The following is a 26,273-nucleotide window of genomic DNA, read 5'->3' on the forward strand; positions in this document are numbered from 1 at the left end:
TTTACTAAAATTCCTAGCCTTAATATTATATAATCTTCTAGGCACACGTGTTCCTCATTTCTTAATACAAGTATATACGCTTATGTAAATATTTGCAATAGTTTTTTGTTCTCATTTTGAATTAAATTTAAAAGCTATAGCGAAGAAAACTTTTGCTTCACCATAGCTTTATATAATTTATTCTAATTTAAATCTTTAATTGAATTACCTAGTTCCAATTCTGATTCTATATATATTTTCTTAGTTGTTATATCTTGTTCATTATTTAGCAATCTTAAAAGTAGATCAGTAGCAATTCTTGCTATTTCTCCTATAGGCCTTTTAATTGTGGTAATACTTGGAGTAATAAATCTGCCAATTTCATTCCCATCAAATCCTAGTATTGAAATATCTTCTGGGACCTTTAATCCATGCTCTGTAATAGCTTTAATTGCCCCGGTTGCCATTTCATCATTAAAAGCAAATATGGCTGAAAACTGTTCATTCATTTCTATTAATTCATTAGCTTTTTCATATCCACTTTTTACAGTAAAGTTTCCATTTAACACTAGATTTTTGTTTAATTTAATATTATAGTTATTAAAAGCTTTTAAGTATCCATCTCGCCTCATTTTAGTTGAATCGAAATTCATTGCTCCTTCTATTATTGCAATATCCTTATGACCATTTTTTATCAATTCCTCTACTCCTTTATACACCCCAACACTCTCATCTGTATATACATTTATAACATCATGATCTACCTTTCTATTTATGACTACAGTAGGTATCTCTTTCTCTAATATTTCTTTAATAAAATCATCATCATCTATTTTTTGACTTACTACTAGTATTCCATCATAATTCTTAGGATTTATAGTATTTTTTTCATACATATCTATTCCTTTAACAATGACATTATACTTTTTGTCTATATTCTTGTACACATTATTTATAACAGTTTGAAATACAAATGGTGAGGTTCCATTACTTATAGTTGAAAAAAATACACCAATATTATAAGCTTTATCTATCTTTAAACTCCTCGCACTCATATTAGGAATATAGTTTAGCTCCTTAACTGCATTGAGTACCGCCTCTTTGGTCTTTTCATTTACAGATTTAGATCCAGTCAGTACCCTTGAAACAGTTGAATGTGATATTCCTAGTGCTTTTGCTATATCTTTAATCGTAGTAGCCATATTAATCCTCCAAAATCTTAATAAATAAAGCGCTTTTATCTCTAAGCAAAGAATTATTTTTTAGTACGCAAATCTAGCTAGATGTTATAAATAATTTCTTTTACTCTCAATAATTACACACGTGTTCACAATCTTGTTTATTATTTTATAGCAGTAATTAGTAAATTACAAGCTTTGTGAATATTTTTAATATAAGGATACGTTATATTGTTTAAAACTTATATGATTAACTTCTTGATTTAAAAATTAACTTAATATACAATATTAACCATAATATGTTTTAGAATTTTTGGCAAAAATGTATAATAAATTTATAGATTAAAGAAGGAAATAATATGTTTAAAAAATGGGATATAATTATAATAGTTATTCTACTATGTATATCACTTATTCCTGAACTTGTTTTTGGGGTAATAATGGGCAAACATTACAATGGAACATATGCTGAGATAACTATAGATGGTAAATTTTATAAGAAAATCAACTTATCTGAGCATAGAGGTGAGGACCAAATAGATATTAAAACTTCATACGGTGATAATATAATAGACGTCAAAGATAAATCTATTAAAGTAATAGATGCAGATTGCAAGGATAAAATATGCGTTAGATCTGGCTTTATATCAGAGCCAGGCCAGATTATAGTTTGCCTTCCACATAAACTTATGATTGAAATAAAAAGCAGTGATATAATGGCAAACAGTTTGAGGTGTTTAAATGAATAAAACTTTTCGTATAGTATTTATAGGTATTCTAGTATCACAAGCTTTGGCTTTGTATACGATTGAAAGTATGATTCCTGTTCCATTTATTGCACCTGGTGCAAAACTTGGTTTAACTAATTTAATTACTGTTATAGCTTTATACATATTGAATAATAAAAAAGATGTTTTTTTAATCATAATATTAAGGCTTCTTCTTTCAACTATGTTTGGTGGAAATCTTTCTACACTTATGTATGGTGCAGTTGGAGCCTTGCTTAGTTATTATGCAATGATTTTCGTAAAAAATATTGGGAAAGATAAAGTTAGTATAATAGGTGTAAGTGCTGCTGGAGCATTTTTCCACAACGTAGGACAATTAATTGTAGCTGCAACTATAGTTCAAAATATTGCAGTTACACTTTATTTACCAATTTTATCTATAGCCGGAATTGGTACAGGTATTTTTATTGGTATAACTTCTAATTTTATAGTCAAACATATGTCCAAGCTTCCTTTCTTTAATGATTTAAATATTAGTCAATGAATTTTATCACTTTCATTAATAATAAAAATTTCCTCATACGTTTACTACAATGCCCCACTAATTACAAAATGTATAGCCCGCAGAAATATGCATTTTTTTATTTCTACTGGCTATACATTTAATAAATATTTTATATTAAATCTTAATTTAATATAAAATACTGTAAATTTTAAATTGTCACTTTCACTGTGTCTGAATTTTTATTAGCAATTAATTCATTCGCAACTTTTATTGCTCCTGTTGGACATTTTGCCAAACATGTTGCTTCACTACATTTTTCAGCACATATTTTCTGATCCACCACTGCGAGATTATTTTGAACTTGAATAGCTCCATAGCTACAATTCTTTGCACAAAGTCCACAGCCTATACAAGCAGCACTACATAACTTTCTAGCAATAGCGCCCTTATCTTTTGAATTACAATCAACTTTTACTCTAGCATTCATTGATATCATTTGAATGACATTTTTAGGACATGATTCTTCACACTTACCACAACCAGTACATTTTTTTCTATTCACAACTGGAAGTCCATTTTCTCCCATTGTCATGGCTCCAAAAGGACAACTGCTTACGCAAGTCCCAAATCCAATGCATCCATGCTTACATCCTTTTGGTCCTCCTTGTATTAGGCTTGCTGCCTTACAATCATGAACTCCTTTGTATTTATAACTTAATGCTGCTTTTTCACTTGTTCCTTTGCATCTAACATGAGCTATTCTTGGTTCCACTTCTTCTGCTTTTTTACCTGTAATTTCTGCTACAAGTTTTGCTACAGCATCCTTTCCTGGAACGCATAAATTAGGAGGAACATCATCTTTCATAACTACTGCTTCTGCATATGCTGCACATCCTGCATAGCCGCATGCACCACATTGTCCTTTAGGAAGAATATCTTCTACTTCATGAATTAGTGGATTCACCTCCATAGCAAATTTTCTATTTGCAAATGCTAAGATAAAACCAAAAACTGCACCTATTCCTCCAAGGACCACTAAAACCATTATAACAGTAAACATAATCTTTACTCATCTCCTTTATATCATTCCTGAAAATCCCAAGAATGCCAATGCCAACATACCTGCTAATATAAAAGCAACTCCTGTTCCTTCTAGTGGTTTTGGCACATCTGCATAAACCAGCTTTTCTCTTAAACTTGCCATAAGTACTAAGGCCAGTGCAAATCCCATTCCTGATCCAATTGAGAACACTACACTTTTTACAAACGAGTAGTTTGATTCAACACTTAATAATGGAACTGATAATACAATACAGTTTGTTGCTATTAAAAGAAGATATATTCCCCACATGCTGTATAATGTAGGTGCTTGTTTCTTTATAATTAATTCTAATAATTGCACAAAACTTGCTATAAGTATTACGAAAACAATAGTTGTTAAGAATGTCAAATGATATGGCAAAAGTACAAAATTATATACAACCCATGCTAACATTGAACTTAGAGTTATAACAGAGGTAACCGCCATTCCCATACCTATTGATGCATCTAAACTTTTAGAAACTCCAAAAAATATACAAAGCCCAACAAATTTTGTTAAAACAAAATTATTTACAAGTAACGCACCTATAAACAATGTAAAATACTCTCTCATTATGCTTCACTTCCTTCTATTTTTTTAGCTTCTTTATGTGCATTGTGGAGCTTTATTGCTCCTATCATGTAACCTATTAGTATAAATGCACCAGCTGGTAGTATCATAATTAAAGGCGCGTTGTACCATGAGCCTAGTATTTTAAACCCAAGAATTGATCCACTTCCTAAAAGCTCTCTTATTACAGATATTGAAAGCATAGCTAATGTAAAACCACATCCCATTCCAAATCCATCTAAGAATGATGGAAACACTTTATTTTTTGATGCGAATACCTCTGCTCTTGCAAGTATTATAGCAAAAACAACTACTAAGTCTAAATAAATACCAAGAGCACTATATAATTCAGGTGATATTGCCTGCAATGCAAGTTCTACAACAGTAACTATAGTAGCTATAAATGTAATATAAACCGGTACTCTAACCTTTGGGTTTACAAATTTTCTTGTAAGCGATACAACTACATTATTGCTTGTAATAACAAAGGTTACACATAAGCCCATAGTTAACCCATTGATCACTGATGATGTAACAGCTAATGCAGGACAAAGACTTAAGCATAACATAAATATTGGATTTTCATCGTACAAACCCTTACTAAAAATTTTCCACTTTTCCTTCATATTATTTACCTCCTGCAAACTCTGTTACTTCATGCACAGCATTTTTGACAGCTAATGTTACAGCTCTAGATGAAATAGTTGCGCCTGTCATAGCTTGAATATCATCTTTATCAGAAGCATCTTTTGTAACTGTTAAATTTGCTTCTTTTTTTCCTTTAAATTGACTTCTAAAAGGTTCTTTTGAAGCATTATCTCCTAGACCTGGAGTTTCATTATGTGCTAGTATCTTATAATCTATTACTTCTCCAGCTGGTGTAATAGCTACAAGCATTTTAATTTCTCCACCATATCCTCTGCTTTCTCCTGGAACTACATATGCAATTACTTTACCGCCTTTTTCGGCTGTAAACCAATCAGCCTTATCTGGGACAGCCTTGAAGCTATCGGCATCACTAACTAATGCTCTCATAGATTCTTGTTTTGATATTTCTCTCTTTTCAGATGCAATTGGTGCCGTAACATAATATACTAGTCCTATTATTAAACCAGATGCCAAGCAAGTTATTATTAAATTTATTGCTATCTGAAAAATAGAATACTCCTTATTAATAGCATGTTCATTGGACATTTTACTACCCCCTTGCTCCAAATTGTTTTGGCTTTACAAAACGATCTATTAGTGGTGTTACAGCATTCATAAGTAAAAGCGAATAGCAAACGCCTTCTGGATAACCACCTATCAATCTAATTAATGATGTTATTACTCCAGCTCCTACAGCAAAAATTATTTGCCCTTTTAAAGTCATAGGTGCTGTAACCATATCTGTTGCCATAAAAAATGCACCTATAATTAATCCTCCAGCCATCATATGGAAAATAGGATCACCACTAAATAAACCTGAAGGTCCAAAAATCCAAGTTATTATTCCTACTGTTCCTATCATGCATACAGGAACTTGCCACTTTATATATCCCTTATATATAAGATAAATACCTCCAATTATAAGAAGTATTGTAGAAGTTTCTCCTGCACTTCCATTTCTTGTGCCAATAAACATAGCTTTATACAATTCTGTATTGCCACCAAAAGTTTCAATCAATTTAGAATATCCTTGTTGTTTTAATATGTTCAATGGTGTAGCAGAGCTAACAACATCTACTGAAGTTGTCATCTTTGTCCATGTTGTCATTGCAACTGGCCAAGATACCATTAATGCTGCTCTTCCAATATGAGCCGGATTAAAAATATTATATCCAAGCCCACCCATAGAATGTTTGGCTATTACAATTGCTACAAACGAACCCGCTATTATCATATAAACAGGTAACGTTGGAGACACACACATAGCTAGCAATAAGCCAGTTAAAAATGCACTTCCATCAAATGCTGTGATCTTCTTTTTGCGGAATTTTTGAACCAAATATTCAAAAGCAACTGCTGAAGCTGCACCAACAACTAAGTTTATTAATGCAGGGATACCAAAATAATATATAGAAAAAATAGCAGCTGGTGCTAATGCTATGTTTACATTCCACATTATCTTTGAGATTGATTCATCACAACGAATATGTGGAGATGCTGATACAGTAAAACTATTTTCTTGTGTATCAGCTTCTTTTGCTTTAATTCCTTGCACTTTACTTTCTTGTACTCCAATTTCGGAACTCATTTTACCCCTTCTTCCTTTACTTTTTTTGTGCCATTGCTAAATTTTGTGATTTTGAATATTTTATATACTGAACTATGTTACGTTTTGCAGGACATGTATAAACACAACTTCCACATTCAATACAATTTAGCAAATTATATTCCTCTTTGGCCTCTTTAAATTTATGACGTTCACCTAATATGCTTAGCATACTTGGGATTAGACCCATAGGACATGCCTCAACACATCTTCCACATCTTATACAAGGGGACTCCTCACCAGAATTTATTGCATCTTTACTTAATGCTAGAATTCCAGATACACCTTTAATTACAGGAACATCTAATGAAAATTGAGCCATTCCCATCATAGGCCCTCCCATAATTAACTTTTCTGGAGTTTTGCTAAATCCACCACAATAACTTATGGCTTCTTTAAAACTTGTTCCTATTCTTAGTAATAGATTTTTAGGTTCCTTAATTGCATCTCCTGAAACAGTAGTTACTCTTTGAATTATTGGAATGCCACTTACTACTGCATCATAAATAGCTATAACTGTACCAACATTTTGTACAACAACTCCAACATCCATAGGCAATCCACCAGATGGAACTTCTCGACTTGTAAGTACTTTTATAAGCATCTTTTCTGCACCCTGAGGATACTTTGTAGGTAGAGCTACAATGTCAACTGACGTACCCTTAAAGGCTTCTTTCATAACTTTTACTGCTTCTGGTTTATTATCTTCTATTCCTATAATTCCTTTGCTAACCCCTAGTGTTTTCATAACTATCTTAACTCCAGTTACTATACGGTCAGCATATTCAATCATCATTCTATAGTCTGCTGTCAAGTATGGTTCACATTCAGCAGCATTTACGATAAATGTATCAACTTCCTTGTTTGGAGAAAGTTTAACGTGTGTAGGGAATGTAGCACCACCCATTCCAACTATTCCAGCATTTTTTATAATGTCAAGAACTTCTTTCTTCTCAAGCTTTTCCCAATCACGTTCTAATGGTATTCCATCGGCCCATTCGTCTAATCCATCACTTTTAATAACAACTGATAAGCATTTTACTAACGATGTATGTGGCATTTCTGCAATACTTGTAACTTTTCCTGATATTGATGCATGTATTGGACTATGCATAAATGCTTCACTAGTTGCTATGACCTGTCCTTTTTTTACTATATCTCCAACTTTAACTATAGGTGTACATGGTGCTCCAATATGTTGGCTCATAGGAATAGTTACTGTTTCAGGTAATGGTGGTAACTCAATGGCTTTATCAGAAGTATACTTTTTACTGTCCTTCGGATGAATTCCTCCGAGAAAACTTTTTAACATTAATAATCGCCTCACAAACCTCTTAAGAATAAATTATTTACAATTAAATTTACATAACTACAATAATTCGTAAGATAATATTTATAATACAAGTAAATAATATTTACAATATAAGTAATATATACTTGAATAAATAATAGTTCATCAATTTTTTATTTAAATATCGAGAAATAAATCTATCATAAAATGCGAATAATTACTGGCTTGGACTTTTCATTTGCAGCACTTGCCTTATCGAAATGTTTTACAATAACGATAGATAAAGCAAATATAACTACCCCACCAATCACTTGGAACATAAATTTATTAACTCCTATATATTGACCTATAAAACCTCCTAACATCACACCAATAAATAAAGCAATTAACGGCAGAATAAATACAATAAAAGCTGCTCTCAGAACATTGGTTTCTTTTATTTCAAGAATCACTCTTTGCCCTGGCTTTGCTCCTATTTTATTATTCGCTTCTAAGATTAGGCTTTCGCTTCCCGGGCAAGCACCACAGTTTTTGCAATCACTATGTCTGCCAACTTTAATTCTTGCGGAATTTCCAACCACCTCAATTACTAGGCCTTGTTCTGTTTTCATCGTTATCAAACTCCTTAAAATTGCTTATAACTTATTACACGAATACGTTTCTATTAACTTTCATCCAGTTAAAAAATATAGCATAAATAGATCACCTCACAAATATACGTTTTCATAACATTCAATATAATACATAAAATGTAATACCTTATTAATTAATGAATTATTTGGTATTTGTTTTATTATAAACCTTTATATTTTTAATTTAAAGAATAGTTTTTAAATTAACATTTTTAAGCCGTTAATTCTTTAACATTCAAATTGCTGATTAATGTTTAAATAAGTTATTACTTAAACATTAATTAGCAATTGACTATCTTTACTGTGTAAGAAATACACATTTAACTTCAATGTCTTTATTAAATTTTAGGCATATGATTGATATTTTTTTAACATAGTTTTACATTTAATACATTTTTACTAAATAATAAAATTCACTTTTTAATTTGAAATATGTATTCTGAGTTTCTCTATTAATTAATTGAGTTGTCATATAGATGCTAAATAAAATCTTTAATGTTTTAAATTTTGTAGATTATTTTTAGCTTTTGGATAAACTATTAAAGTATAATAGTTTTAATAAATAAATTTTAACTTTACTTAGAAATAGAAAGGAGAATTATTTTGGTTGAGATTAAGGAAGGTAATCATAAATTTTATATCGGAGATGACGAAGATAATATAAAAGCTGTAGTAACATATATAGATAGTGGAGAAAATAACATTATACTTGATCATACTTTTGTATCACCAGAACTTAGAGGAAAAAATATCGGTCAGCAACTAGTTAAAAGGGTCGTGGATTTTGCTAGACAACATAACAAAAAGATAATACCACAATGTTGGTTTGCAGAAGAGGAATTTGTTTTGCATAAAGAATATGAAGATGTTTGGTTCAAATAAAATTTTAACATTTCATGAGTATATTTGCTTATTTAAAAATAGATCAAAATTAATTAGAGAGAGTTACTATAGAAAACTCTCTCTAATTTGGTGCATAATTTTTCTATAATTAAGTTGTATGTTTCTTAACATTCTAAGTTTTTTTCCAAATCTTCACCCCCGAGTTTTTTTACTCTTATATAATATGCAATCATCAAAATCAATTCAGCTCCAAGCCAAGCAGCCACTTCTGCAAAATAGATTCCTGTTTCTCCTATTAATAATGGCAAAAAGAGTGCTACTGAAATGCGCATGCAGAGTTCAACGATTCCAGAAATCATTGGTATAATAGTGTCGCCCATTCCTTGCAATGCATTCCTATAAATATGAAGCATATATAATATAAATAACATACTACTCATGACCTTCAAATATTTATGTGCCACATCTGTTACTAACTCAACTTCTGCTGGACTTCCAGATATAAACATCATTACAAAATAACGTCCAAAGAAAAATATAATTAGAGAAAGAGCAATGGACGTCCCAACAGTCATTTTTAAAGCTGAATTCATTCCTTTACGTATACGGTCATATCTTTTTGCTCCTAAATTTTGACCTGTGAATGTGGACATTGCATAGCCTAATGCAACTGCTACTAATTCCAGTATTCCATAAAGTTTATTTGTCGCTGTAAATCCTGCTACAAATATAAATCCAAAACCGTTTATAACGTATTGAACAACAAGACCACCAAATCCTATAATTCCATTTTGAAATGATATTGGAGTACCTAAAAAAATTAATTTTCTTATCATAAACATATCGATTTTAAATTCTTCAGCAGTAATTTTTAGTATTGATAACTTCCGCACACTATTTACACAATATAAAACCGAAAATATTTGTGCTATTACAGTTGCTATAGCAGGTCCCTTAATTCCCCACTTGAATACAACTACAAACAAAATATCTAATAATACATTAATTGCTGATGCTATAACCATAGCAATAAGTGGTGTACGACTGTTTCCTAAAGCTCTTAATATGGCTGAACACGTATTATATGCTAAAATTGCAGGTATTCCACAAAAAGCAACTAGTAGAAAAGAAAGTGAATCGTTAATAATATTTTCTGGAGTATTTAGCATTATCAATATAGGTCTAACAGCAAGTAATGATATTGTTGTCATAAGAATTCCTAGAATAATTGCAAGTATTATAGCCATTGTAACAGTTTTACGCAATTTTTTTATGTTATTTTCCCCAAAATATTGTGAAATCAGTATAGAAAAGCCCTGTGTAAAACCAATTATCATATCTATTACCATCCAATTAAGCCACGCACCTGAACCTACAGCCGCTAAGGCTTCAACACCTATAAACTTACCTATAACTATAGTATCCACGATTGTATATAGTTGCTGAAATATATTACCAAATATTAATGGTAATGCAAAAATAAAAATAAGCTTTGAAGGTTTTCCTTCTGTCATATCTTTTATCTTACAACCCATTTTGCCATTTCCCCCTTACGTCAAATAATTACATTAATCATTCCATTTATCTATTATCTCATATTCTAATATGAAAAAAAGAGAGTACATCATTCTTTGTGATTTTTACCAAATTTAATCATAACTTTTAATACGATAAAAAACAAAAAACCTTTCCCATAAGAAAAATAATACATTATCATTTTTCTTATGAAAAAGGTCTTCTACTTCTCATTAAATCTGGATAATTTATGCACCAATTGTTGCTAACATTATCGCTTTTATAGAATGCATTCTATTTTCTGCTTCGTCAAATACTACAGATTGTTTTCCTTCGAATACTTCATCCGTAACTTCCAATGCAGTCATGCCAAATTTTTCTCCTACATCTTTTCCCACTTTAGTTTTTAAATCATGGTAAGCCGGTAAACAATGCATAAATATTGCGTTTTCATTTGCATTATTCATAACATCCTTGTTTACTTGATATGGGCTCAACAATTTTAGTCTGCTCTCCCAAACTTCATCTGGTTCACCCATTGATACCCATACATCAGTATAGATCACATCTGCATTTTTAGTTCCTTTATTAACATCTTCTGTTAAAGTTATCGTACCTCCAACTTCCTGAGCTATTTCCTTGCATTTTTCCACTAACTTTTCTGATGGAAATAACTCTTTAGGTGCACAAGCAGTGAAATTTAAGCCCATCTTTGCACAAGCTACCATGAGAGAGTTTCCCATATTATTTCTTGCATCACCCATATATACAAAATTAACGCCTTTTAATCTTCCAAGTTTTTCTTCTATTGTTAGAAGGTCTGCAATCATTTGAGTTGGATGAAATTCATCAGTTAATCCATTCCATACTGGAACTCCTGCATACTTAGCCAATTCTTCAACTATTTCCTGACTAAAACCTCTATACTCTATTCCATCATACATTCTCCCAAGAACTCTTGCTGTATCTGCAATACTTTCTTTTTTTCCCATTTGAGATCCTGCTGAATCTAGGTATGTAACCCCCATACCTAAATCTCTTCCAGCCACTTCAAATGAACATCTTGTTCTTGTAGATGTCTTCTCAAATAATAATACTATGTTCTTACCTTTCAGCTTATCATGTAAAATTCCAGTTCTTTTTAATGTTTTTAATTCCTTAGACAAATCTAACAAATATCTAATCTCTTCTGGTTTAAAATCTAATAACTTTAAAAAACTTCTTCCCCTTAAATTTACTGCCATGCTCATTCTCCTTCTATTTATAATATTTTTATAAATAAAAAATCCATTTTATTTAGTATATATACTGTAAATAAGTTTATACATAATATAGATGTCCAACTTTAAAACTAGACTTATGTGATAACTTACCGAAATCATAAATATTTTGATTCCGAAAAGCTATGAAAATATCGCTGAAGGTTCTAAACAGCAGGTTGTATCCACTTTAGCATGCTCCAACTTTCAGTTTGACAAGCTAAAATGGAACAACCTACAGCTAAGAACCTTTAACAGCTCATTTTCAAATGTTTTCTTCACAAATATATTTATGATTTCTTGTGAAGATATGAGCTTAGAGTTTTAGCAACTTTGTAAATATGTTCATCTAATAAGTCTAATTCTTAAATTGTTTATCTATGTATAAACAATATATAACTTAAATTTACGTAATAATTTTTTATTTAATCCATATATTTTTTATTATACGAATAATTATACAATAAGTAGTATTATTATTCAATATTTTAATACTATTTATTTATACTCCATATTTAAATAACACTTTTTCATTTAGGATTCTAACAAGTCAAGTCGTGAACGAAAAGGAGCATCGTTCATGATTAAAATATAACCATTTTGCGATACTCCCTTCTTTAATTATTATTTTTTATAACCGTATACGATATTTGTTCACTATTATAACATATTAATATTAATTCAACTTTATTTAGAAGGTGTAAGCGCTTCTATTATAGTTGTTTCTTGATCAGTTGTTATTGTTCCTGCTGTCACTAATCCATCTAATTTAGTCTTTATCATCTCTTTATATTTTTCAATTCCTTTAGATTTATCTTTTTCTCCTAATTGCTTTACTTGTGGCTTTAACGCATTCTCTATTGCTGTTTCTTTGTCTGAAGTTAATGTTCCAGCTGTTACCAAATTATCTAAAACTGTTTTGAAATTTCCTTTTGCATCTTTAAATGCTGTTTCTATTGCTGTCTGATCATCTGCTGTTATCACTCCAGATGTTACCAAATCTGATAGTTTAGTCTTAAAGAAATCTTTATGTCCTCCATTTTTAGCTTCTGGCTTTAATGCATTTTCTATTGCTGTTTCTTTGTCTGAAGTTAGTGTGCCATTTGTTACTAGATTATCTAAAACTGTTTTAAAGTTTCCTTTAGTATTTTCAAGCGCTGTTTCTATCGCCGCCTGTTCATCTGCTGTTATTGTTCCAGCTGTCACTAAATCTGATAGCTTAGTCTTAAAGAAATCTTTATGTCCTCCATTTCTAGCTTCTGGCTTTAATGCATTTTCTATTGCTGTCTCTTTGTCTGAAGTTAGTGTGCCATTTGTTACTAGATTATCTAAAACTGTTTTAAAGTTTCCCTTAGTATTTTCAAGTGCTGTTTCTATCGCTGTCTGTTCATCTGCTGTTATTGTTCCAGCTGTCACTAAATCTGATAATTTAGTTTTAAAGAAATCCTTATATACTCCATTTTTAAATCCACCTTGTGGCATTAGTGCTTCTTTTATAGCAGTTTCTTGATCTGAAGTTATAGATCCTGCTGCTACTAAAGAATCTAATTTTGTTTGGAAACCATTCTCTCTACCTTGATGTTGAACTGCTGACTTATTGTTTGAAACATTTAAAGAATCTGCTGCAAATACTCCTGTACTTGCAGATATTACCATACTCGCTAAAATAACGCCTGTCATAACTTTACTCTTAATACTTTTATTTTTCATTTAAATTACATCCTTTCAAATATGTTATTCTATAGTCCAATTATTTTTGTATTAACTTATGTTTTCTTAAATTATATAAGATAATTTTTACAGTTTTGTCACAGAATTTAGTCAAAAATGTTACAAGAATAAAAAAATTCCATAATTCCTTATCTTATTATGTAAAATCAAATAATTAATAACTTTATATTTTTTGATCATAATATGATTGATTACACAACTTTATAAGAGTATAATTTTTTAGAATGTAAATTTACAATTTGTTATAATTATGTATTGTAAGGGAGCTACAGGTGTATGGCTAAGAATTTATTAAATAAGTACTTATTTAAATTAGATGCAAATATAGGTAAACAACCTGATAAAAAGACTGTTTTAATTATATTAATTTTAATTGTTGTATCTTTAGCTAGTTTGTTTTTTATTTCTACTAATGAAAATTTATATGGAAATCCAATAGCTAAAATAACATCAATAACCGAAAATGAATCCAAAGAAGAAAATTCTAGTGGAAAAATAGAACCTATGAAAAATCAAAAAATTGAAGCTATTATTATGAATGGTAAGTTTAAAGGAAATTCCATTGAACTTAACAATACAACATCATTTTCTCAAGTTAATGACTTAGATTTAAAAGTAAATGATGAAGTTTTTATATCTCTGCAAAGTAACGATAATAAAGAAATAACTTCTGCAAAAATTCTCGATCTAAAGAGGGACAAATATGTTATTTATATGATAAACATTTTTATAGCTTTGACATTGCTCGTTGGAGGAATAAAAGGTTTTAAATCTTTAGTAAGCGTTGTTGTTAATATTTTAATTGTATTTTCAATAATTGGTCTATTTTCCAAAGGCTATGATTTAGCCATACTTTCTATAATAGGAAGTATACTTTTTATAATTGCTTCCTTATTTATAGTATCAGGAAAAAATAAAAAAACAGCTTCCGCTATAATTGGAACTTTAGCAGGTACTTTAACATCAATGCTAATAGCTGGTATTGTAATAAAGTTAAATAATTGGAGTGGAATTCACTTTGAAGAAATGGAGTTTCTAACTCATCCTCCAGAAAAGATATTTTTCATTGAACTTATTATAGGTACACTAGGTGGAGTAATGGATATTGCAATTTCTATATCTTCTGCCATAGATGAGCTTTATGATAAAACTCCTAATATTGATAGTAAGTCCATAATTAAATCTGCTCGAGAAATTGGACAAGACATTATGGGAACAATGTCAAATACATTAGTTTTTGCTTATCTAAGTGGTAGTATGCCAATAATATTACTTTTGCTTAGAAACGGGTTACCTATAACTTATATTATAAATATAAATCTTTCTCTAGAATTTATGAGAGCGCTTATTGGAAGCATCGGAATAGTTTTAAGTATTCCGATAACAATTTTTACATCTATTGCTATTCTAAAAAAACATAAGATTGGAGAAGCTTAAGATTATGAATATAATACTAATATTATTAATTATTTTATTTATCCTTATGACAATTGTTGGAGGCACAAGAGGAATTAAATCATTTTTTACTTTAATCTTAAATTTCTTTACTTTTTTCTTTATGCTTATTCTAATTGGTGCAAAAATTGATCCTATTAAAGTTACTTTTGTTTGTGCAATTTTCATTAGCTTTTTTAGCTTATTTTTTATTAACGGATTTAATAAAAAAACATTTTCTTCTTTATTATCTGTTATAATAGTTATTTTCCTAGTTATGTTTATAACATATAATATGAGTATGAATGCTCAAATACAAGGTTTTAGCAATGAACAGGCAGAAACTGTTGCATTCCTATCTCTATATGTTCAATTGAACTTTTCAAAAATTGTAATATGTGAAATTCTAATTGGATTATTGGGAGCAATTATAGATGTATCTATATCAATATCATCATCAATGAATGAAATTTATAAGAATGATCCTATGTCAAGTAAGAATAGCTTATTTAAATCTGGAATGAATATTGGCAAAGATATCTTAGGAACTATGACTAATACCCTTCTCTTTGCATACATAAGCGGATTTATGACATTAATAATATATTTTAATGAACTTAATTACCCTATCTCTACTATTATAAATGAAAAAGTTTTTTGCTCTGAAGTATTTCAAGTTTTAAGCTGTGGCATAGGTATTATTCTTATCATTCCTATCACTGCATTAATATCTTCAAGACTTTTAGTTTTAAACATGCACTCAACGAAAAATATGACCGTATAAATATTATTTTAAAAAATAAAAAACTATTTTGTTGTCTATCTATCCTTTTAAATAGTTAAACAACAAAATAGTTTTTTATCTCTATATCCTTCAATTGTAGTTAAATTAACTTAATCTAAATTCCTTATATAATTTCCAAGTTCCTTCTTCCCATTTATAAATAGTTATATTATCGAAGCTACACTTAAACTCGCAATTATATCGATGAATGTAATCCCAAACTTTATCATAAATAAATTTTAAATTCTTTGATGCCAAGGTCACATGGAAAGTTTTATTTTTGCCATCTTTTTTATCAAATTTAATATATGGTATCTCATTCATTTTATCGATTAGTCTATCATGAACTTCTTTTGCCTCCTTAGACATATTTACCTTCATAAAAATTACCCTATCATTAAAATGATCATATCCATCAATTGTAAATGGCTCTGCTTTTTCCACTTTAATAAATTCATCGAGAGCATTATTTAAATCTGCAATTCCATCATCATATTCAAAAGGTGCCTTAATTGTAAAATGTGCAGGAAGTTTAGATGATTTTGCTTTAAAATTTCTAAAAAGTTCTTTTCTTAAATTATTATTAAAATCTCCTGCTTCACCGTGTACTACAGAAACTATTACATATCTCATATCTATTTCTCCTTACATAATCAAACTTACTGTAATTAAGTTTATAGCTTATAATCAAATTCTCATTCACAATTCTATTTTTTCATTACAATAAAATATTATGTAAATATTTATCGTTATTATTATCCTATCAAATTTATGTGCCGAAGGCATTTCCATGCATATCTCAATAACTATAAATTCTTTATCTTAAAAACTATTTTATCATAAACTTTTTTCATGTGTTGTTCATTAGAAAATAAATTTATTTCATCAATATGTATCCATTTAACAGCACTATTTTCATCTGGCTTAACAATAAGCTTCTCAGTTTCATCAGCTTCAATAATATATGCTAGAGAAGCATGTAAATGCGGAGAAACAAATATTCCTTTTTTTACATGTCCAAAGACAGGTAAAATATCTATTGAGGCTATTTCATTATTAACAGGTATTAAATTTTTTACCCCCGTCTCCTCTCCTGCTTCTTTAATAGCAACAGACAATAAATCTTTTTCTCCATCAGCATGGCCACCAGTCCATGCCCATGAATTATATATATTATGATGAACCATTAAAACCTTGCTTCTAGCTTTATTAATCACAAATGCTGAACTTGTCATATGTATAATTTCATTATCTCTAGTTAAAATATCATCAAATATGCTAGAATACTTTAATATAATTTCCTTATCCTTCATTTCCTGCTCATTACAAGGATTATAATCCTTTACTGCATCAATCCACTCCATAATTTATCTCACTCTCACTAATTTTATATATTCTATAAACTACTATACCATATATTTGAAGTGTTTCAAGTTAATACTTAGTAGGTTTCAAAACTGGGTATTATTTCATATTTGACATACTATTGACACAATAATGATATATATTATATTTGAGATAGTAATTTAATTATTATTATTTCTCCCCATAATTAATAATTATATAAATGCTAACAAAGGTGTAAATAATGACTTATTCCCCTAAATAGGTCATTATTTATATTTTGTGCTCTAATGAATAAATTTTTTTTAAATATTAATAATATTATTAACATCAATAATCTATATTAATATAAATTCAAGAGGTGAAAAAAATGCTTAAAGCTTTGAGTTATATAGGAAATAAGCTTAATAATTTAAATATCGTTTGGGGTGTAGGAGGATCAGTCTTACTAAGTCACTTTGGACTTTTAGATAGCCTAAATGATATATATATTTTTATTGATATAAACGATATTAGAAAAATTGATGAAATGTTTAACGATATGAGCAATGAAATAGCAATCAAAGAAAGTAAATTATATTCACCAAAATACTTTCATAAATCTATTATAGAAGGCTCTGAGGTTAATATTATAGCTGGATTAAAGATTAATCATAGAGATGGTACGTTCAAATATATTTTTCATTCTGATTCAATCTCAAAATCAACAAAAATTAATGGGATAGATATTCCTTTAATGTCCTTGGAAGATTGGTATGTACTCTATCAATTAGATCCTAACAGAAAAAAAGAAGCAGCGCTAATAGAAAAATTTCTATTAACAAATAACATAGAAAATCCAAATTTGCTAGAAAGATCATTAAGAGGTGATTTACCTATGGAATTAATCAACAAAATTGAAAGAATGTTAGTTTAATCATAAGTAAAATCTATATTGTAAATTAATATACTAAGCAAACTTATATTTATACTCAAAAAGGATATGAATAATATCACATCCTTTATGCTTTTAATATTTAATCTAATCAAAAAAAAGTCTATTTCTTACTATTGATTCACCTCTAGTGGTGCCTCCAGTTCCTGCGCCGCCGCCTGTTGTTCCTCCGGTTCCCATGCCACCGCCTGTTGTTCCTCCGGTTCCCATGCCACCGCCTGTTGTTCCTCCGGTTCCCATGCCACCGCTTGTTGTTCCTCCGGTTCCTATGCCACCGCCTGTTGTTCCTCCGGTTCCTATGCCACTGCCTGTTGTTCCTCCGGTTCCTGCGCCACCGCCTGTTGTTCCTCCGGTTCCTGCGCCACCGCCTGTTGTCCCTCCAGTTCCTGTACCACCGCTTGTTGTTCCTCCGGTACTTGGTCCTCCTAATAAAGTAGTTGCTCCTGTATTCTGCCACTGTTGAACTTGTGTAATTGCTTCCTGAGGAGTTCTTCCTAAGCCAACAAGCACTCCTAGTAAAATAGCTTTTTGATATGAGCGTCGTGCTCCAGCACCTTGCAATCCAGTTCCCTGATTATTGTCACTCAAAGAATAACTCACTATTGGCTCAACATATCTGATCCAATCATCTGGTCTAAAATTCGATGTATTTTGCTTAACTTGCCTCTTCATATTTTCATTGATATCAAAATTCATGTTACTCATGTTACTATCATCTACTAATATACCAACTTTAGGTGCATTATTAAGAATTTGCATCATTCCATGACAAGAATTAAATTGGTCTGTTAAATCTTGACCTGCATTAAGACCATAGTGTGTCCCTCCGCTCCAATTTGATTCATTGCTTACATCATAAACGACACCTTCTATAGCTACATACGCAGGTTTTCCTCCTCTTCCATCATATTGTGATAAATCATCTAATGTAAGTTCTTTAGGCTGCCTATACGAATTGCTTCCTGTAAGTTCATTAATAGTTTTTAAATCAAAATAAATAGACATAAATACCTCTCAAATATTTTTACCTATAAAATATATGCTGTTTCCTTGAAATAAATTCCTAAAAAGTACTTAGATTATAAATAATAAAAATGTTCCATTTATTTATCTCATTTTCGTTCATAAACCAAATGATTATATTATCTACTTTGATTACTATTTCGTAAATTTTTTTATGGATATATTAAGAACATTTTATGCAGGCGAATAAGATTTTCTTTTTCATTCTTTTTTAAGTACCAAAACTATCCAATAAACCTTTTTTAAATTATCCATAGATTTTACTGGAATATGAATTCCTAAAGAATAAAAAATCAAAATATTTTTGCAAAATTCTAAACTTTACTAGATTTTTTAGCAATTATATAGTAATATGGATATACTAAATTTGAATTTTTTACAAATGATGTATACTTATTTCAAAAATAATATAGCATTATATTATTTATAGTATACAACATATTTAATTCATTTTTAGATATATATAATTTTATACAAGGGGGCTTTACAATGAGTTTTGTAAATGTAAGAAAAATACCATCTCCAGAGGAAATAAAAGAAATTACTCCTCTAGCTGACAATCTAAAAAGGATTAAAGCAGAAAGAGATGAGGAAATTAAGAAAATATTTTCAGGCAATAGTGATAAGTTTGTAGTTATAATAGGACCTTGCTCGGCAGATGATGAAAATTCTGTTTGCGACTATGTTAACAGACTTGCAAAAGTAAATGAAAAAGTTAAGGATAAGCTTTTTATTGTTCCTAGAATTTATACAAATAAGCCTAGAACTACTGGTGAAGGATATAAAGGAATGTTTCATCAACCAGATCCTGAAAAATCACCTAATATTCTTGAAGGATTGATTTCAATCAGAAAGATGTTTATTCGTGCTATAGAAGAATCTGGCTTAACTCCAGCAGATGAAATGCTTTATCCTTCGAATTATATGTACTGCGATGATTTACTTACTTACGTGGCTATTGGAGCAAGAAGTGTTGAAAATCAACAGCATAGACTTACAGCCAGTGGGATTGATGTCCCTGTTGGTATGAAAAATCCAACAAGTGGAGACTTATCAGTAATGTTTAACTCAATCCAAGCAGCTCATGCAAAACATAACTTTTTATATAGGCATAATGAAGTAAATACTACTGGTAATCCTTATGCGCATGCAATTATGCGTGGTTCAGTTAATAAGCATGGTAATAATATTCCTAATTATCACTACGAAGATTTAATGAGAGTTTCTGAACTATATGGAGAATGTAACTTTCCATATCCAGCAGTAATTGTCGATGCAAATCATGCTAATTCTATGAAGAAATTTGCTGAGCAACCCCGCATAGTTAAAGAAATACTCTACAGCAGAGGATATAACAATGAGTTAAAAAAATTAGTTAAAGGTGTTATGATCGAAAGTTACATAGAAGAAGGATGTCAAAAAATTGATGAGCACATTTATGGAAAATCAATTACTGATCCTTGCTTAGGGTGGGATGCTACTGAGCAATTGCTTTACTATATTGCAGAACAAGTTTAATAAAATATATTAATTAAATAACCAAGTCAGTATGAAAAATTTATCATATTGACTTGGTATTCTTTAGATCTAATTACACAATTTATTAAAAAGCATCGGATTTAAATTTGTAATTTTATATATAGAATCTAAAATCATTGCTCCATGATACATCCATCAAACACTTATATTTATGTGTCTCTATCTTTACATTCTAATATCTTCTCTTTGTATATCTATTATTTCTGCATCTGTATTATTTTCTATAAAGGTTATAATGTTCTCCATAGTGGAATCAGATTGAGCTGAATTTGAACATATTCCTGCAATACCTATAACTATTGTTTTATGAACATCTTGCTCATAAGCCTCAGATACAGATATATTAAACTTATTTTTTAATTTTTGTATTATACTTTTTACAATCATTCTTTTCTCTTTTAATGAGTGAACCCACGATGCTCTTAATGTTACTTTCATAAATAAAATATTCATATAATAATCGCGTCCCTTTTCTTAAACTATAAATATAATTTAGTTTCAATTCTTCTGTCGTATTCTGACCAGCTTCCTGGTTCTGTTCTATCTTTTATTTGAGAAATTTTATTCATTGTTGCATCTATTGAATCTGCATAATTTATTATAAAAGATTCTTCCATTCTCATTTCTCTAGGTGAGCCATATTCAAGTTTTCCGTGATGTTGAACTACACAGCCTTTTATTCTCATAATAAAATCTTCACTATAATATGAAGGATTTTTCATGATAGCCTTATCTATCATTTCAACACCAATAACGATATGCCCTTCCATTTCACCCCTAAGAGTATATTTAAACGGCCCATCATAAGATAACTCATAAATCTTCCCTATGTCATGCAGTTTTGCAGCAAGTATGGCAATTTCTGTTCTTCTGCAATTATATCTTTCGCAAAGCATTAAAGTTAAATGCATAACATTTAATGTATGTTCCGCAAGCCCTCCTATGTAATTATGATGCATCGACACTCCGCCTATACCTCTTTTAAATTTATCTAGAAACTCTTCATCTTTAAAGAAATAATCGTTTAAGGCTTTAGCCTCTTTTGAAATTATATACTTACTTGTATAAAGCTCTATTTCCTGCATAATATCATCAATAGGCCTATTTACTGTTGGAAGATAATCTGAAATGCTATAGCTTGTAATAATTTCATATTTTTTCACGTCTAGAATTCCATCTTTAATTCCCTCAACTTCTAAAACCATTCCATCTGTAATATCATCTTTCTTGTTGGGTAAATTTGACTTTATTTCCCCACTTTTATCAGCCAATATGCAGACTATTTTTGCAGGATCTCTAAATAATATTTTCATGACCATTAGTGATATTTTTATGTTTTCACCGCTTTTAACATTGCTTAAAAAATTCTCTTTTGTATTCATTATTTCCTCCAATTTTATCAGATTATTTTATATACTAACTCTAAGTTAAACATAGTATATGCAAAACAGTAATTTTATAATATTAAAAATTATATTTGCATCATCTTTCATTGCTTTATCTATTCATTTTAAATTTAGCTTGCTATTAATACTACATACTATCTACATTTTATAATATCAAATAAACTGTAAAAATGGGTAATTTTATAGAATTTTAGAAAAAAAAGGGGTATAATATTAATGCATTTGTTTAATCAACTTTTGATGTTAAAACAAATTTCTGATAAATTGTAAATTTATATATATTTAGCCAAGCCTATATACATAGCTAATTATTTAAACATATGGAATAGTCACTTTTACTTACAAAATCACTATTGAATAATATATGATCTATTAGTAAAAATCAGCTATGAGGTAAATTAATCTTTTAGCTAAAATGGGAGGATAACATGAAAACTAATTTGGGTATAGTAATTTGTGAAAATTTTGTTGAAGAGATTGAATTTGTAATAAAGACTTATAATATAAAAAATGTTATGATTATACCATTTGCATCTACATGTTCAAAAGCAACAAACCAAAAAAATCACTGTTTAATAGAGGCTGTTAATTTATGTGAAGAAAGATGTAATAAAATTTTTATTATTATTGAGAATAATTGTTGCAGCTCTGACTTAGAAGACTTTATTAATAACAAAGAAAAATACACACTCTATAAAATGGAACACTGCCTTAACTTATTTATTAATAAAGATGTAGTTAATAATCTTTTAAATACAAATTCATATGTAATAACATCAGGCTGGCTTAAAAACATGGATAAAGATAATATCTCATTTATTTTAGATAAAAAACCCAATAAGCTTCTCCTATTAGATACAGGAATTTATGAGGACAGCACAAAAGAAATTCAAATACTAGCTAACAACTTAAATTTACCTTACGATTCTTTTTTTGTCGGTTTAGATTTTTTTCATATGTTTATTGAAAAAATTATACTGGATTGGAAACTCGAATTAAAAAATAAGAAAAAAATTAGCAATATAAAAATTCTCAGAGAAGAGAAATATAAAAAACTAAAAGACACTTATAAGTTAATTGAAAAGAAAAAGGGGCAACTCTTATACATATTGGACAGTATTTATGAGGGAGTTTTTATTTTAGACACAAATTATAAAATACTTTTTGTGAATAGAGGCGTGGAAAAATTACTAAACATTAATAATTTTAAAAGTATTCTAGGTAGAGACTTATTTGAAATTGGTATTGTTCATAAGGATTATCGCGATATTATACTTAATAGATTTGAAAAAGTGCTTAAGCATAATATATCAGTACCTATAATCGAAGAAAAAATGGTTCAATGCGATGGTAATATTATTTCAGTAAATATATATTCTGGAGCTATTGAATATGAAGGCAATCCATGTATACTAAGTGTTATTCGAGATATTTCTGAACACAAAAAATCTGAAAATCTTAAATTAAAAATTCAAGAGCAAAGCCGATTATTAGATAAAGCAGCAGAATATGATAAACTTAAAACAGAATTTTTTGCAAATTTGTCTCATGAATTTAGAACCCCACTTAACGTAATGCTTAGCACTCTTCAGCTTCTAAATTTAATTGGAGCAAACAAAACTAATACAGATAGCAAAGACAAAATAAGCAAATACTATAATATTATGAAACAAAACTGCTATAGATTATTGAGGCTAGTAAATAATTTAATAGATATTACTAAAATTGATGCTGAATACTTTAAACTCAGCTTAAAAAATGAAAATATCATATCTACTATAGAAGATATAACTTTATCTGTAACTGATTATGCTAAAAACAAAGGTTTAGACATTATTTTTGATACAAACGTTGAAGAAAAAATAATGGCTTGCGATGCAGATAAAATTGAAAGAATAATGCTTAATCTTCTTTCAAATGCCATAAAGTTTACTTCTTCTGGTGGAAGCATATTCGTAAATATACTAGATAAAGATTCAAGCATTATAGTCTCTGTAAGAGATACTGGTGTTGGTATCCCTAAAGATAAACAATTATCGATTTTCAAGAGATTTGTTCAAGTAGATAAATCACTTTCACGAAAAAGAGAAGGAAGTGGCATAGGACTTTCTCTCGTAAAATCTCTTGTTGAACTTCACAATGGTACAATTAAAATCAATAGCGAATATGGCAAAGGCAGTGAGTTTATAATAGAGCTTCCTGTTAAAATTTTGCCTGAAAGCGAAAATGTTACTTCCGATGAGGATTTAGCAAAAGAAAGTAATATTCAAAGAATAAAAATAGAGTTTTCTGATATATATGATTAAATATTTTTAAAATCAGTACATAAGGCAGCTATTAATATTTGAAGTACCTTATGTGCTGTAATTTTTAATATGACTCTAATCTAATACTCTTCCAACATATTTCATATTAGACCTACTTAATCTGCTTATTTTAACAACATCTCCAGTTCGAGGCGCTTGAATATACATATCATCCCCTATATACATCCCTACGTGTGTAGATTCTGATGGTTTATTAAATACCAAATCTCCTGGTTTAATTTCAGATATGCTAATTGTTTTGGCAAAACGCTGCTGATCCTGTGATATTCTAGGTATACATATCCCTTGCGACTTAAATACATATTGAATTAAACCAGAGCAATCAAAGCCTGATGGTGACTCTCCTCCCCATAAATAAGGAACTTTCAAATATTTTTCAGCTTCTTCTATTAGAGACCTTTTCTGACCAGTAATATCAGATGATAATGTGACCGGAACAGTTATGCCTGTATTGCTGCTCAATAATATATTATTATCTTTAATATATTTCAATAGTTTATCTTTTTGATCCTCTAATTCTACAACTTGATTTCTAATATCGTTTTCATTTTTTTGCAAATCAGCTTTTCCTTTTTCTATCTCTTCATTTACTTCTATGATCCTTTTTTCTGACTCTTTTGCTTGTAAAATCATATTTTTATCATTTTCACATATTTTATATATTAATGATGCCTTATTCATTGCTTCTAAAACATTGCCCGAAGAAATTAAAGCATCTAAGTATTGAAGTGTTGTTGATTCAACACCTCCATTTAACTGTATGCCTTTTAATCTATCGGCTAATTTCTTATCTTTCTCTTCTACATCTTCCTTAGCTATCTTTAATTGTTCTTCATTATCCTTTATTTGCTTTTCCTTTTGAGAAACTTCTTCTTTAATCTTATTTAGCTTGTCTATATTATTATCAATTTTGCTATCACATTCTTGAATGTTTTGTATAGCTTGTTCGAGTGATAGTTCAGGTTCTGCAAAAGCTGGCAATTCATTACTCATCATTGTCATAAAAAATAGTAAAGTTACTATTAATGCAAATTTACACCTAATTTTCATCTTATCCTCCCCTGGCATCTACTAAATATAAATCTCAACATTCTAAAAACAAAATCTTAATATATGAATATTCTTAACTAACAATAACAACATAATTTATCTGATGTCTAGTCACATTTGTCACTCACTTTTTAAGCGGGCAGAAACTGTAGGTAGACTTAGATAAGTTAAACTACGATTTAGACGGGCATTGCCCCACCTGAATCAAGTTTCACTTGATATTATATAGTTTTATAAAAAGTTATTTTACTTAATTCTCTTTCACATTATATATATTAACTAATCATAACTTTTATTACTGATATTGTTACTAAAACATATTAATTTTTTAATCCATTTTAGAAGAAATTTGTATTAAATTTATTAATTATTAACATTTACCAAACCTTTATTACTATAAAGATAATATTAAATTTATTTTCATAAATATCTTCAGAAAATTGCCTGCAATTTTACTAAATGGGAATTTATATGAGGATGCAGTTTTTGTATAAATGATTTATATTATTAGTATAGAAGTAATAAAAAATTAAATGTAATTTAAAAAATACAAATTATTTTTTAAACTGGAGGGATTATTATGAACGGTAAAGCTATTAATAAATCTAATTTGAAATTGGTAACCTATACAACTAATAAAAATATTTCCCTTAATAAGGTTTCAAAAGGTATATCTAAAATTCTAACTTATGCATTTAAACTATGTAAGTCTGTTTTAAATTCACTTTTCAGTAATTCAGAATATATTTACAATAAAAATTCAGCACATTCTAGAGGTAGTGAATATAATTATGATATAACAGATGCTACTGAGCTTAGATTAATAGCATCAAGAAGAACATTTTTATAATTAACATTATTGTAGT

At 29.3% G+C, this 26,273-nt stretch carries 26 protein-coding genes; 9 read left to right on the forward strand and 17 right to left on the reverse strand.

Translation table 11 applies throughout. The features are described from left to right. Positions 1-182: 182 nt before the first annotated feature. A complete protein-coding gene (locus tag ACJDTP_RS06125) occupies positions 183-1,181 on the reverse strand; it encodes a LacI family DNA-binding transcriptional regulator (RefSeq protein ID WP_077843643.1) in 999 nt (332 codons plus the stop codon). A 335-nt stretch (positions 1,182-1,516) separates the two neighbouring features. Between ACJDTP_RS06125 and ACJDTP_RS06130 the strand changes: the two genes are divergently transcribed. Then, the gene (locus tag ACJDTP_RS06130) at positions 1,517-1,906 is read left to right on the forward strand and encodes a NusG domain II-containing protein (protein WP_012058670.1); all 390 of its coding nucleotides are present in this window, start codon (positions 1,517-1,519) and stop codon (positions 1,904-1,906) included. After that, a complete protein-coding gene (locus tag ACJDTP_RS06135) occupies positions 1,899-2,429 on the forward strand; it encodes a Gx transporter family protein (protein ID WP_077843642.1) in 531 nt (176 codons plus the stop codon). Before ACJDTP_RS06130 ends, ACJDTP_RS06135 begins: the two co-directional genes overlap by 8 nt. Before the next feature lie 169 nt (positions 2,430-2,598). Here the strand turns inward: ACJDTP_RS06135 and rnfB are convergent, their stop codons facing one another. The 7 genes from rnfB to ACJDTP_RS06170 all read right to left on the reverse strand — a co-directional run bounded on the left by rnfB (position 2,599) and on the right by ACJDTP_RS06170 (position 8,197). Then, positions 2,599-3,450: an RnfABCDGE type electron transport complex subunit B gene (gene rnfB, locus ACJDTP_RS06140; RefSeq protein WP_077843641.1), complete on the reverse strand. Its 852-nt coding sequence runs from the start codon at positions 3,448-3,450 to the stop codon at positions 2,599-2,601. Between the two features lie 18 nt (positions 3,451-3,468). Continuing rightward, positions 3,469-4,044, reverse strand: a complete 576-nt coding sequence (locus ACJDTP_RS06145; RefSeq protein WP_012058667.1) for an electron transport complex protein RnfA — start codon at positions 4,042-4,044, stop codon at positions 3,469-3,471. Further along, complete coding sequence (gene rsxE, locus ACJDTP_RS06150; protein ID WP_077840646.1) at positions 4,044-4,667, reverse strand: electron transport complex subunit RsxE; 624 nt, start codon at positions 4,665-4,667, stop codon at positions 4,044-4,046. Before rsxE ends, ACJDTP_RS06145 begins: the two co-directional genes overlap by 1 nt. Before the next feature lies 1 nt (position 4,668). After that, the gene (locus tag ACJDTP_RS06155; protein WP_077843640.1) at positions 4,669-5,235 is read right to left on the reverse strand and encodes an RnfABCDGE type electron transport complex subunit G; all 567 of its coding nucleotides are present in this window, start codon (positions 5,233-5,235) and stop codon (positions 4,669-4,671) included. A 4-nt stretch (positions 5,236-5,239) separates the two neighbouring features. Next, positions 5,240-6,277 carry an RnfABCDGE type electron transport complex subunit D gene (locus ACJDTP_RS06160; RefSeq protein ID WP_406760758.1) on the reverse strand — a complete coding sequence of 346 codons (1,038 nt, stop codon included), beginning with the start codon at positions 6,275-6,277 and terminating at the stop codon, positions 5,240-5,242. Between the two features lie 16 nt (positions 6,278-6,293). Continuing rightward, positions 6,294-7,607: an electron transport complex subunit RsxC gene (gene rsxC, locus ACJDTP_RS06165; protein WP_168981505.1), complete on the reverse strand. Its 1,314-nt coding sequence runs from the start codon at positions 7,605-7,607 to the stop codon at positions 6,294-6,296. A 179-nt stretch (positions 7,608-7,786) separates the two neighbouring features. Further along, positions 7,787-8,197: a SoxR reducing system RseC family protein gene (locus ACJDTP_RS06170; RefSeq protein WP_012058662.1), complete on the reverse strand. Its 411-nt coding sequence runs from the start codon at positions 8,195-8,197 to the stop codon at positions 7,787-7,789. Positions 8,198-8,821: 624 nt separating this feature from the next. Between ACJDTP_RS06170 and ACJDTP_RS06175 the strand changes: the two genes are divergently transcribed. Beyond that, positions 8,822-9,100: a GNAT family N-acetyltransferase gene (locus ACJDTP_RS06175; protein WP_077843637.1), complete on the forward strand. Its 279-nt coding sequence runs from the start codon at positions 8,822-8,824 to the stop codon at positions 9,098-9,100. A gap of 125 nt (positions 9,101-9,225) precedes the next feature. On the opposite strand, the gene ACJDTP_RS06180 is transcribed toward ACJDTP_RS06175, so the two are convergent. From ACJDTP_RS06180 to ACJDTP_RS06190, 3 genes are all read right to left on the reverse strand, one after another. Further along, entirely contained in the window at positions 9,226-10,596 is a 1,371-nt protein-coding gene (locus ACJDTP_RS06180) for an MATE family efflux transporter (RefSeq protein WP_406760759.1), read from the reverse strand. A gap of 228 nt (positions 10,597-10,824) precedes the next feature. Beyond that, positions 10,825-11,820, reverse strand: coding sequence for an ornithine carbamoyltransferase (gene argF / locus ACJDTP_RS06185; RefSeq protein ID WP_406760760.1), 996 nt, complete (start codon positions 11,818-11,820; stop codon positions 10,825-10,827). Between the two features lie 702 nt (positions 11,821-12,522). After that, a complete protein-coding gene (locus tag ACJDTP_RS06190; RefSeq protein ID WP_406760761.1) occupies positions 12,523-13,545 on the reverse strand; it encodes a hypothetical protein in 1,023 nt (340 codons plus the stop codon). Between the two features lie 297 nt (positions 13,546-13,842). Between ACJDTP_RS06190 and ACJDTP_RS06195 the strand changes: the two genes are divergently transcribed. Together ACJDTP_RS06195 and ACJDTP_RS06200 are read left to right on the forward strand one after the other, a co-directional pair. Beyond that, positions 13,843-15,003 carry a YibE/F family protein gene (locus tag ACJDTP_RS06195; RefSeq protein ID WP_406760762.1) on the forward strand — a complete coding sequence of 387 codons (1,161 nt, stop codon included), beginning with the start codon at positions 13,843-13,845 and terminating at the stop codon, positions 15,001-15,003. A gap of 4 nt (positions 15,004-15,007) precedes the next feature. Further along, positions 15,008-15,784: a YibE/F family protein gene (locus tag ACJDTP_RS06200; protein WP_406760763.1), complete on the forward strand. Its 777-nt coding sequence runs from the start codon at positions 15,008-15,010 to the stop codon at positions 15,782-15,784. Positions 15,785-15,889: 105 nt separating this feature from the next. On the opposite strand, the gene ACJDTP_RS06205 is transcribed toward ACJDTP_RS06200, so the two are convergent. Beyond that, positions 15,890-16,417, reverse strand: a complete 528-nt coding sequence (locus ACJDTP_RS06205) for a 2'-5' RNA ligase family protein (protein ID WP_078115603.1) — start codon at positions 16,415-16,417, stop codon at positions 15,890-15,892. Positions 16,418-16,590: 173 nt separating this feature from the next. Next, positions 16,591-17,148, reverse strand: a complete 558-nt coding sequence (locus ACJDTP_RS06210; protein ID WP_406760764.1) for an NUDIX hydrolase — start codon at positions 17,146-17,148, stop codon at positions 16,591-16,593. Positions 17,149-17,498: 350 nt separating this feature from the next. Between ACJDTP_RS06210 and ACJDTP_RS06215 the strand changes: the two genes are divergently transcribed. After that, positions 17,499-18,044, forward strand: a complete 546-nt coding sequence (locus tag ACJDTP_RS06215; protein ID WP_406760765.1) for a nucleotidyltransferase family protein — start codon at positions 17,499-17,501, stop codon at positions 18,042-18,044. Positions 18,045-18,149: 105 nt separating this feature from the next. On the opposite strand, the gene ACJDTP_RS06220 is transcribed toward ACJDTP_RS06215, so the two are convergent. Beyond that, entirely contained in the window at positions 18,150-19,067 is a 918-nt protein-coding gene (locus ACJDTP_RS06220; protein WP_406760766.1) for a cytochrome b5 domain-containing protein, read from the reverse strand. A gap of 507 nt (positions 19,068-19,574) precedes the next feature. Here ACJDTP_RS06220 and ACJDTP_RS06225 point away from each other — a divergent pair. Beyond that, on the forward strand, positions 19,575-20,603 hold the full coding sequence (locus ACJDTP_RS06225; protein ID WP_406760767.1) for a 3-deoxy-7-phosphoheptulonate synthase: 1,029 nt from the start codon (positions 19,575-19,577) through the stop codon (positions 20,601-20,603). Between the two features lie 186 nt (positions 20,604-20,789). Here ACJDTP_RS06225 and ACJDTP_RS06230 read toward each other — a convergent pair whose 3' ends face one another. Both ACJDTP_RS06230 and ACJDTP_RS06235 read right to left on the reverse strand, forming a co-directional pair. Then, positions 20,790-21,077: a DUF503 domain-containing protein gene (locus ACJDTP_RS06230; RefSeq protein WP_406760768.1), complete on the reverse strand. Its 288-nt coding sequence runs from the start codon at positions 21,075-21,077 to the stop codon at positions 20,790-20,792. Between the two features lie 26 nt (positions 21,078-21,103). Beyond that, a complete protein-coding gene (locus ACJDTP_RS06235; protein WP_406760769.1) occupies positions 21,104-22,006 on the reverse strand; it encodes an HD domain-containing protein in 903 nt (300 codons plus the stop codon). A 452-nt stretch (positions 22,007-22,458) separates the two neighbouring features. Here ACJDTP_RS06235 and ACJDTP_RS06240 point away from each other — a divergent pair, with 452 nt between their 5' ends. Continuing rightward, on the forward strand, positions 22,459-24,336 hold the full coding sequence (locus ACJDTP_RS06240; RefSeq protein WP_406760770.1) for a sensor histidine kinase: 1,878 nt from the start codon (positions 22,459-22,461) through the stop codon (positions 24,334-24,336). Positions 24,337-24,411: 75 nt separating this feature from the next. Here the strand turns inward: ACJDTP_RS06240 and ACJDTP_RS06245 are convergent, their stop codons facing one another. Continuing rightward, positions 24,412-25,407: a C40 family peptidase gene (locus tag ACJDTP_RS06245; RefSeq protein ID WP_406760771.1), complete on the reverse strand. Its 996-nt coding sequence runs from the start codon at positions 25,405-25,407 to the stop codon at positions 24,412-24,414. A 580-nt stretch (positions 25,408-25,987) separates the two neighbouring features. Here ACJDTP_RS06245 and ACJDTP_RS06250 point away from each other — a divergent pair. Then, positions 25,988-26,257: a hypothetical protein gene (locus ACJDTP_RS06250; RefSeq protein ID WP_077840471.1), complete on the forward strand. Its 270-nt coding sequence runs from the start codon at positions 25,988-25,990 to the stop codon at positions 26,255-26,257. The last annotated feature ends 16 nt before the right edge of the window (positions 26,258-26,273 follow it).

The sequence above is a fragment of the Candidatus Clostridium helianthi genome, assembly GCF_045310795.1.
Classification (GTDB): domain Bacteria; phylum Bacillota; class Clostridia; order Clostridiales; family Clostridiaceae; genus Clostridium; species Clostridium helianthi.

Coding starts and splice junctions, on each gene's coding strand:
- ACJDTP_RS06125 (WP_077843643.1), bottom strand. CDS start 1,181: ATGGCTACTACGATTAAAGATATAGCAAAAGCACTAGGAATATCACAT.
- ACJDTP_RS06130 (WP_012058670.1), top strand. CDS start 1,517: ATGTTTAAAAAATGGGATATAATTATAATAGTTATTCTACTATGTATA.
- ACJDTP_RS06135 (WP_077843642.1), top strand. CDS start 1,899: ATGAATAAAACTTTTCGTATAGTATTTATAGGTATTCTAGTATCACAA.
- rnfB (WP_077843641.1), bottom strand. CDS start 3,450: ATGTTTACTGTTATAATGGTTTTAGTGGTCCTTGGAGGAATAGGTGCA.
- ACJDTP_RS06145 (WP_012058667.1), bottom strand. CDS start 4,044: ATGAGAGAGTATTTTACATTGTTTATAGGTGCGTTACTTGTAAATAAT.
- rsxE (WP_077840646.1), bottom strand. CDS start 4,667: ATGAAGGAAAAGTGGAAAATTTTTAGTAAGGGTTTGTACGATGAAAAT.
- ACJDTP_RS06155 (WP_077843640.1), bottom strand. CDS start 5,235: ATGTCCAATGAACATGCTATTAATAAGGAGTATTCTATTTTTCAGATA.
- ACJDTP_RS06160 (WP_406760758.1), bottom strand. CDS start 6,277: ATGAGTTCCGAAATTGGAGTACAAGAAAGTAAAGTGCAAGGAATTAAA.
- rsxC (WP_168981505.1), bottom strand. CDS start 7,607: ATGTTAAAAAGTTTTCTCGGAGGAATTCATCCGAAGGACAGTAAAAAG.
- ACJDTP_RS06170 (WP_012058662.1), bottom strand. CDS start 8,197: ATGAAAACAGAACAAGGCCTAGTAATTGAGGTGGTTGGAAATTCCGCA.
- ACJDTP_RS06180 (WP_406760759.1), bottom strand. CDS start 10,596: ATGGGTTGTAAGATAAAAGATATGACAGAAGGAAAACCTTCAAAGCTT.
- argF (WP_406760760.1), bottom strand. CDS start 11,820: ATGGCAGTAAATTTAAGGGGAAGAAGTTTTTTAAAGTTATTAGATTTT.
- ACJDTP_RS06190 (WP_406760761.1), bottom strand. CDS start 13,545: ATGAAAAATAAAAGTATTAAGAGTAAAGTTATGACAGGCGTTATTTTA.
- ACJDTP_RS06195 (WP_406760762.1), top strand. CDS start 13,843: ATGGCTAAGAATTTATTAAATAAGTACTTATTTAAATTAGATGCAAAT.
- ACJDTP_RS06200 (WP_406760763.1), top strand. CDS start 15,008: ATGAATATAATACTAATATTATTAATTATTTTATTTATCCTTATGACA.
- ACJDTP_RS06205 (WP_078115603.1), bottom strand. CDS start 16,417: ATGAGATATGTAATAGTTTCTGTAGTACACGGTGAAGCAGGAGATTTT.
- ACJDTP_RS06210 (WP_406760764.1), bottom strand. CDS start 17,148: ATGGAGTGGATTGATGCAGTAAAGGATTATAATCCTTGTAATGAGCAG.
- ACJDTP_RS06215 (WP_406760765.1), top strand. CDS start 17,499: ATGCTTAAAGCTTTGAGTTATATAGGAAATAAGCTTAATAATTTAAAT.
- ACJDTP_RS06220 (WP_406760766.1), bottom strand. CDS start 19,067: ATGTCTATTTATTTTGATTTAAAAACTATTAATGAACTTACAGGAAGC.
- ACJDTP_RS06225 (WP_406760767.1), top strand. CDS start 19,575: ATGAGTTTTGTAAATGTAAGAAAAATACCATCTCCAGAGGAAATAAAA.
- ACJDTP_RS06230 (WP_406760768.1), bottom strand. CDS start 21,077: ATGAATATTTTATTTATGAAAGTAACATTAAGAGCATCGTGGGTTCAC.
- ACJDTP_RS06235 (WP_406760769.1), bottom strand. CDS start 22,006: ATGAATACAAAAGAGAATTTTTTAAGCAATGTTAAAAGCGGTGAAAAC.
- ACJDTP_RS06240 (WP_406760770.1), top strand. CDS start 22,459: ATGAAAACTAATTTGGGTATAGTAATTTGTGAAAATTTTGTTGAAGAG.
- ACJDTP_RS06245 (WP_406760771.1), bottom strand. CDS start 25,407: ATGAAAATTAGGTGTAAATTTGCATTAATAGTAACTTTACTATTTTTT.
- ACJDTP_RS06250 (WP_077840471.1), top strand. CDS start 25,988: ATGAACGGTAAAGCTATTAATAAATCTAATTTGAAATTGGTAACCTAT.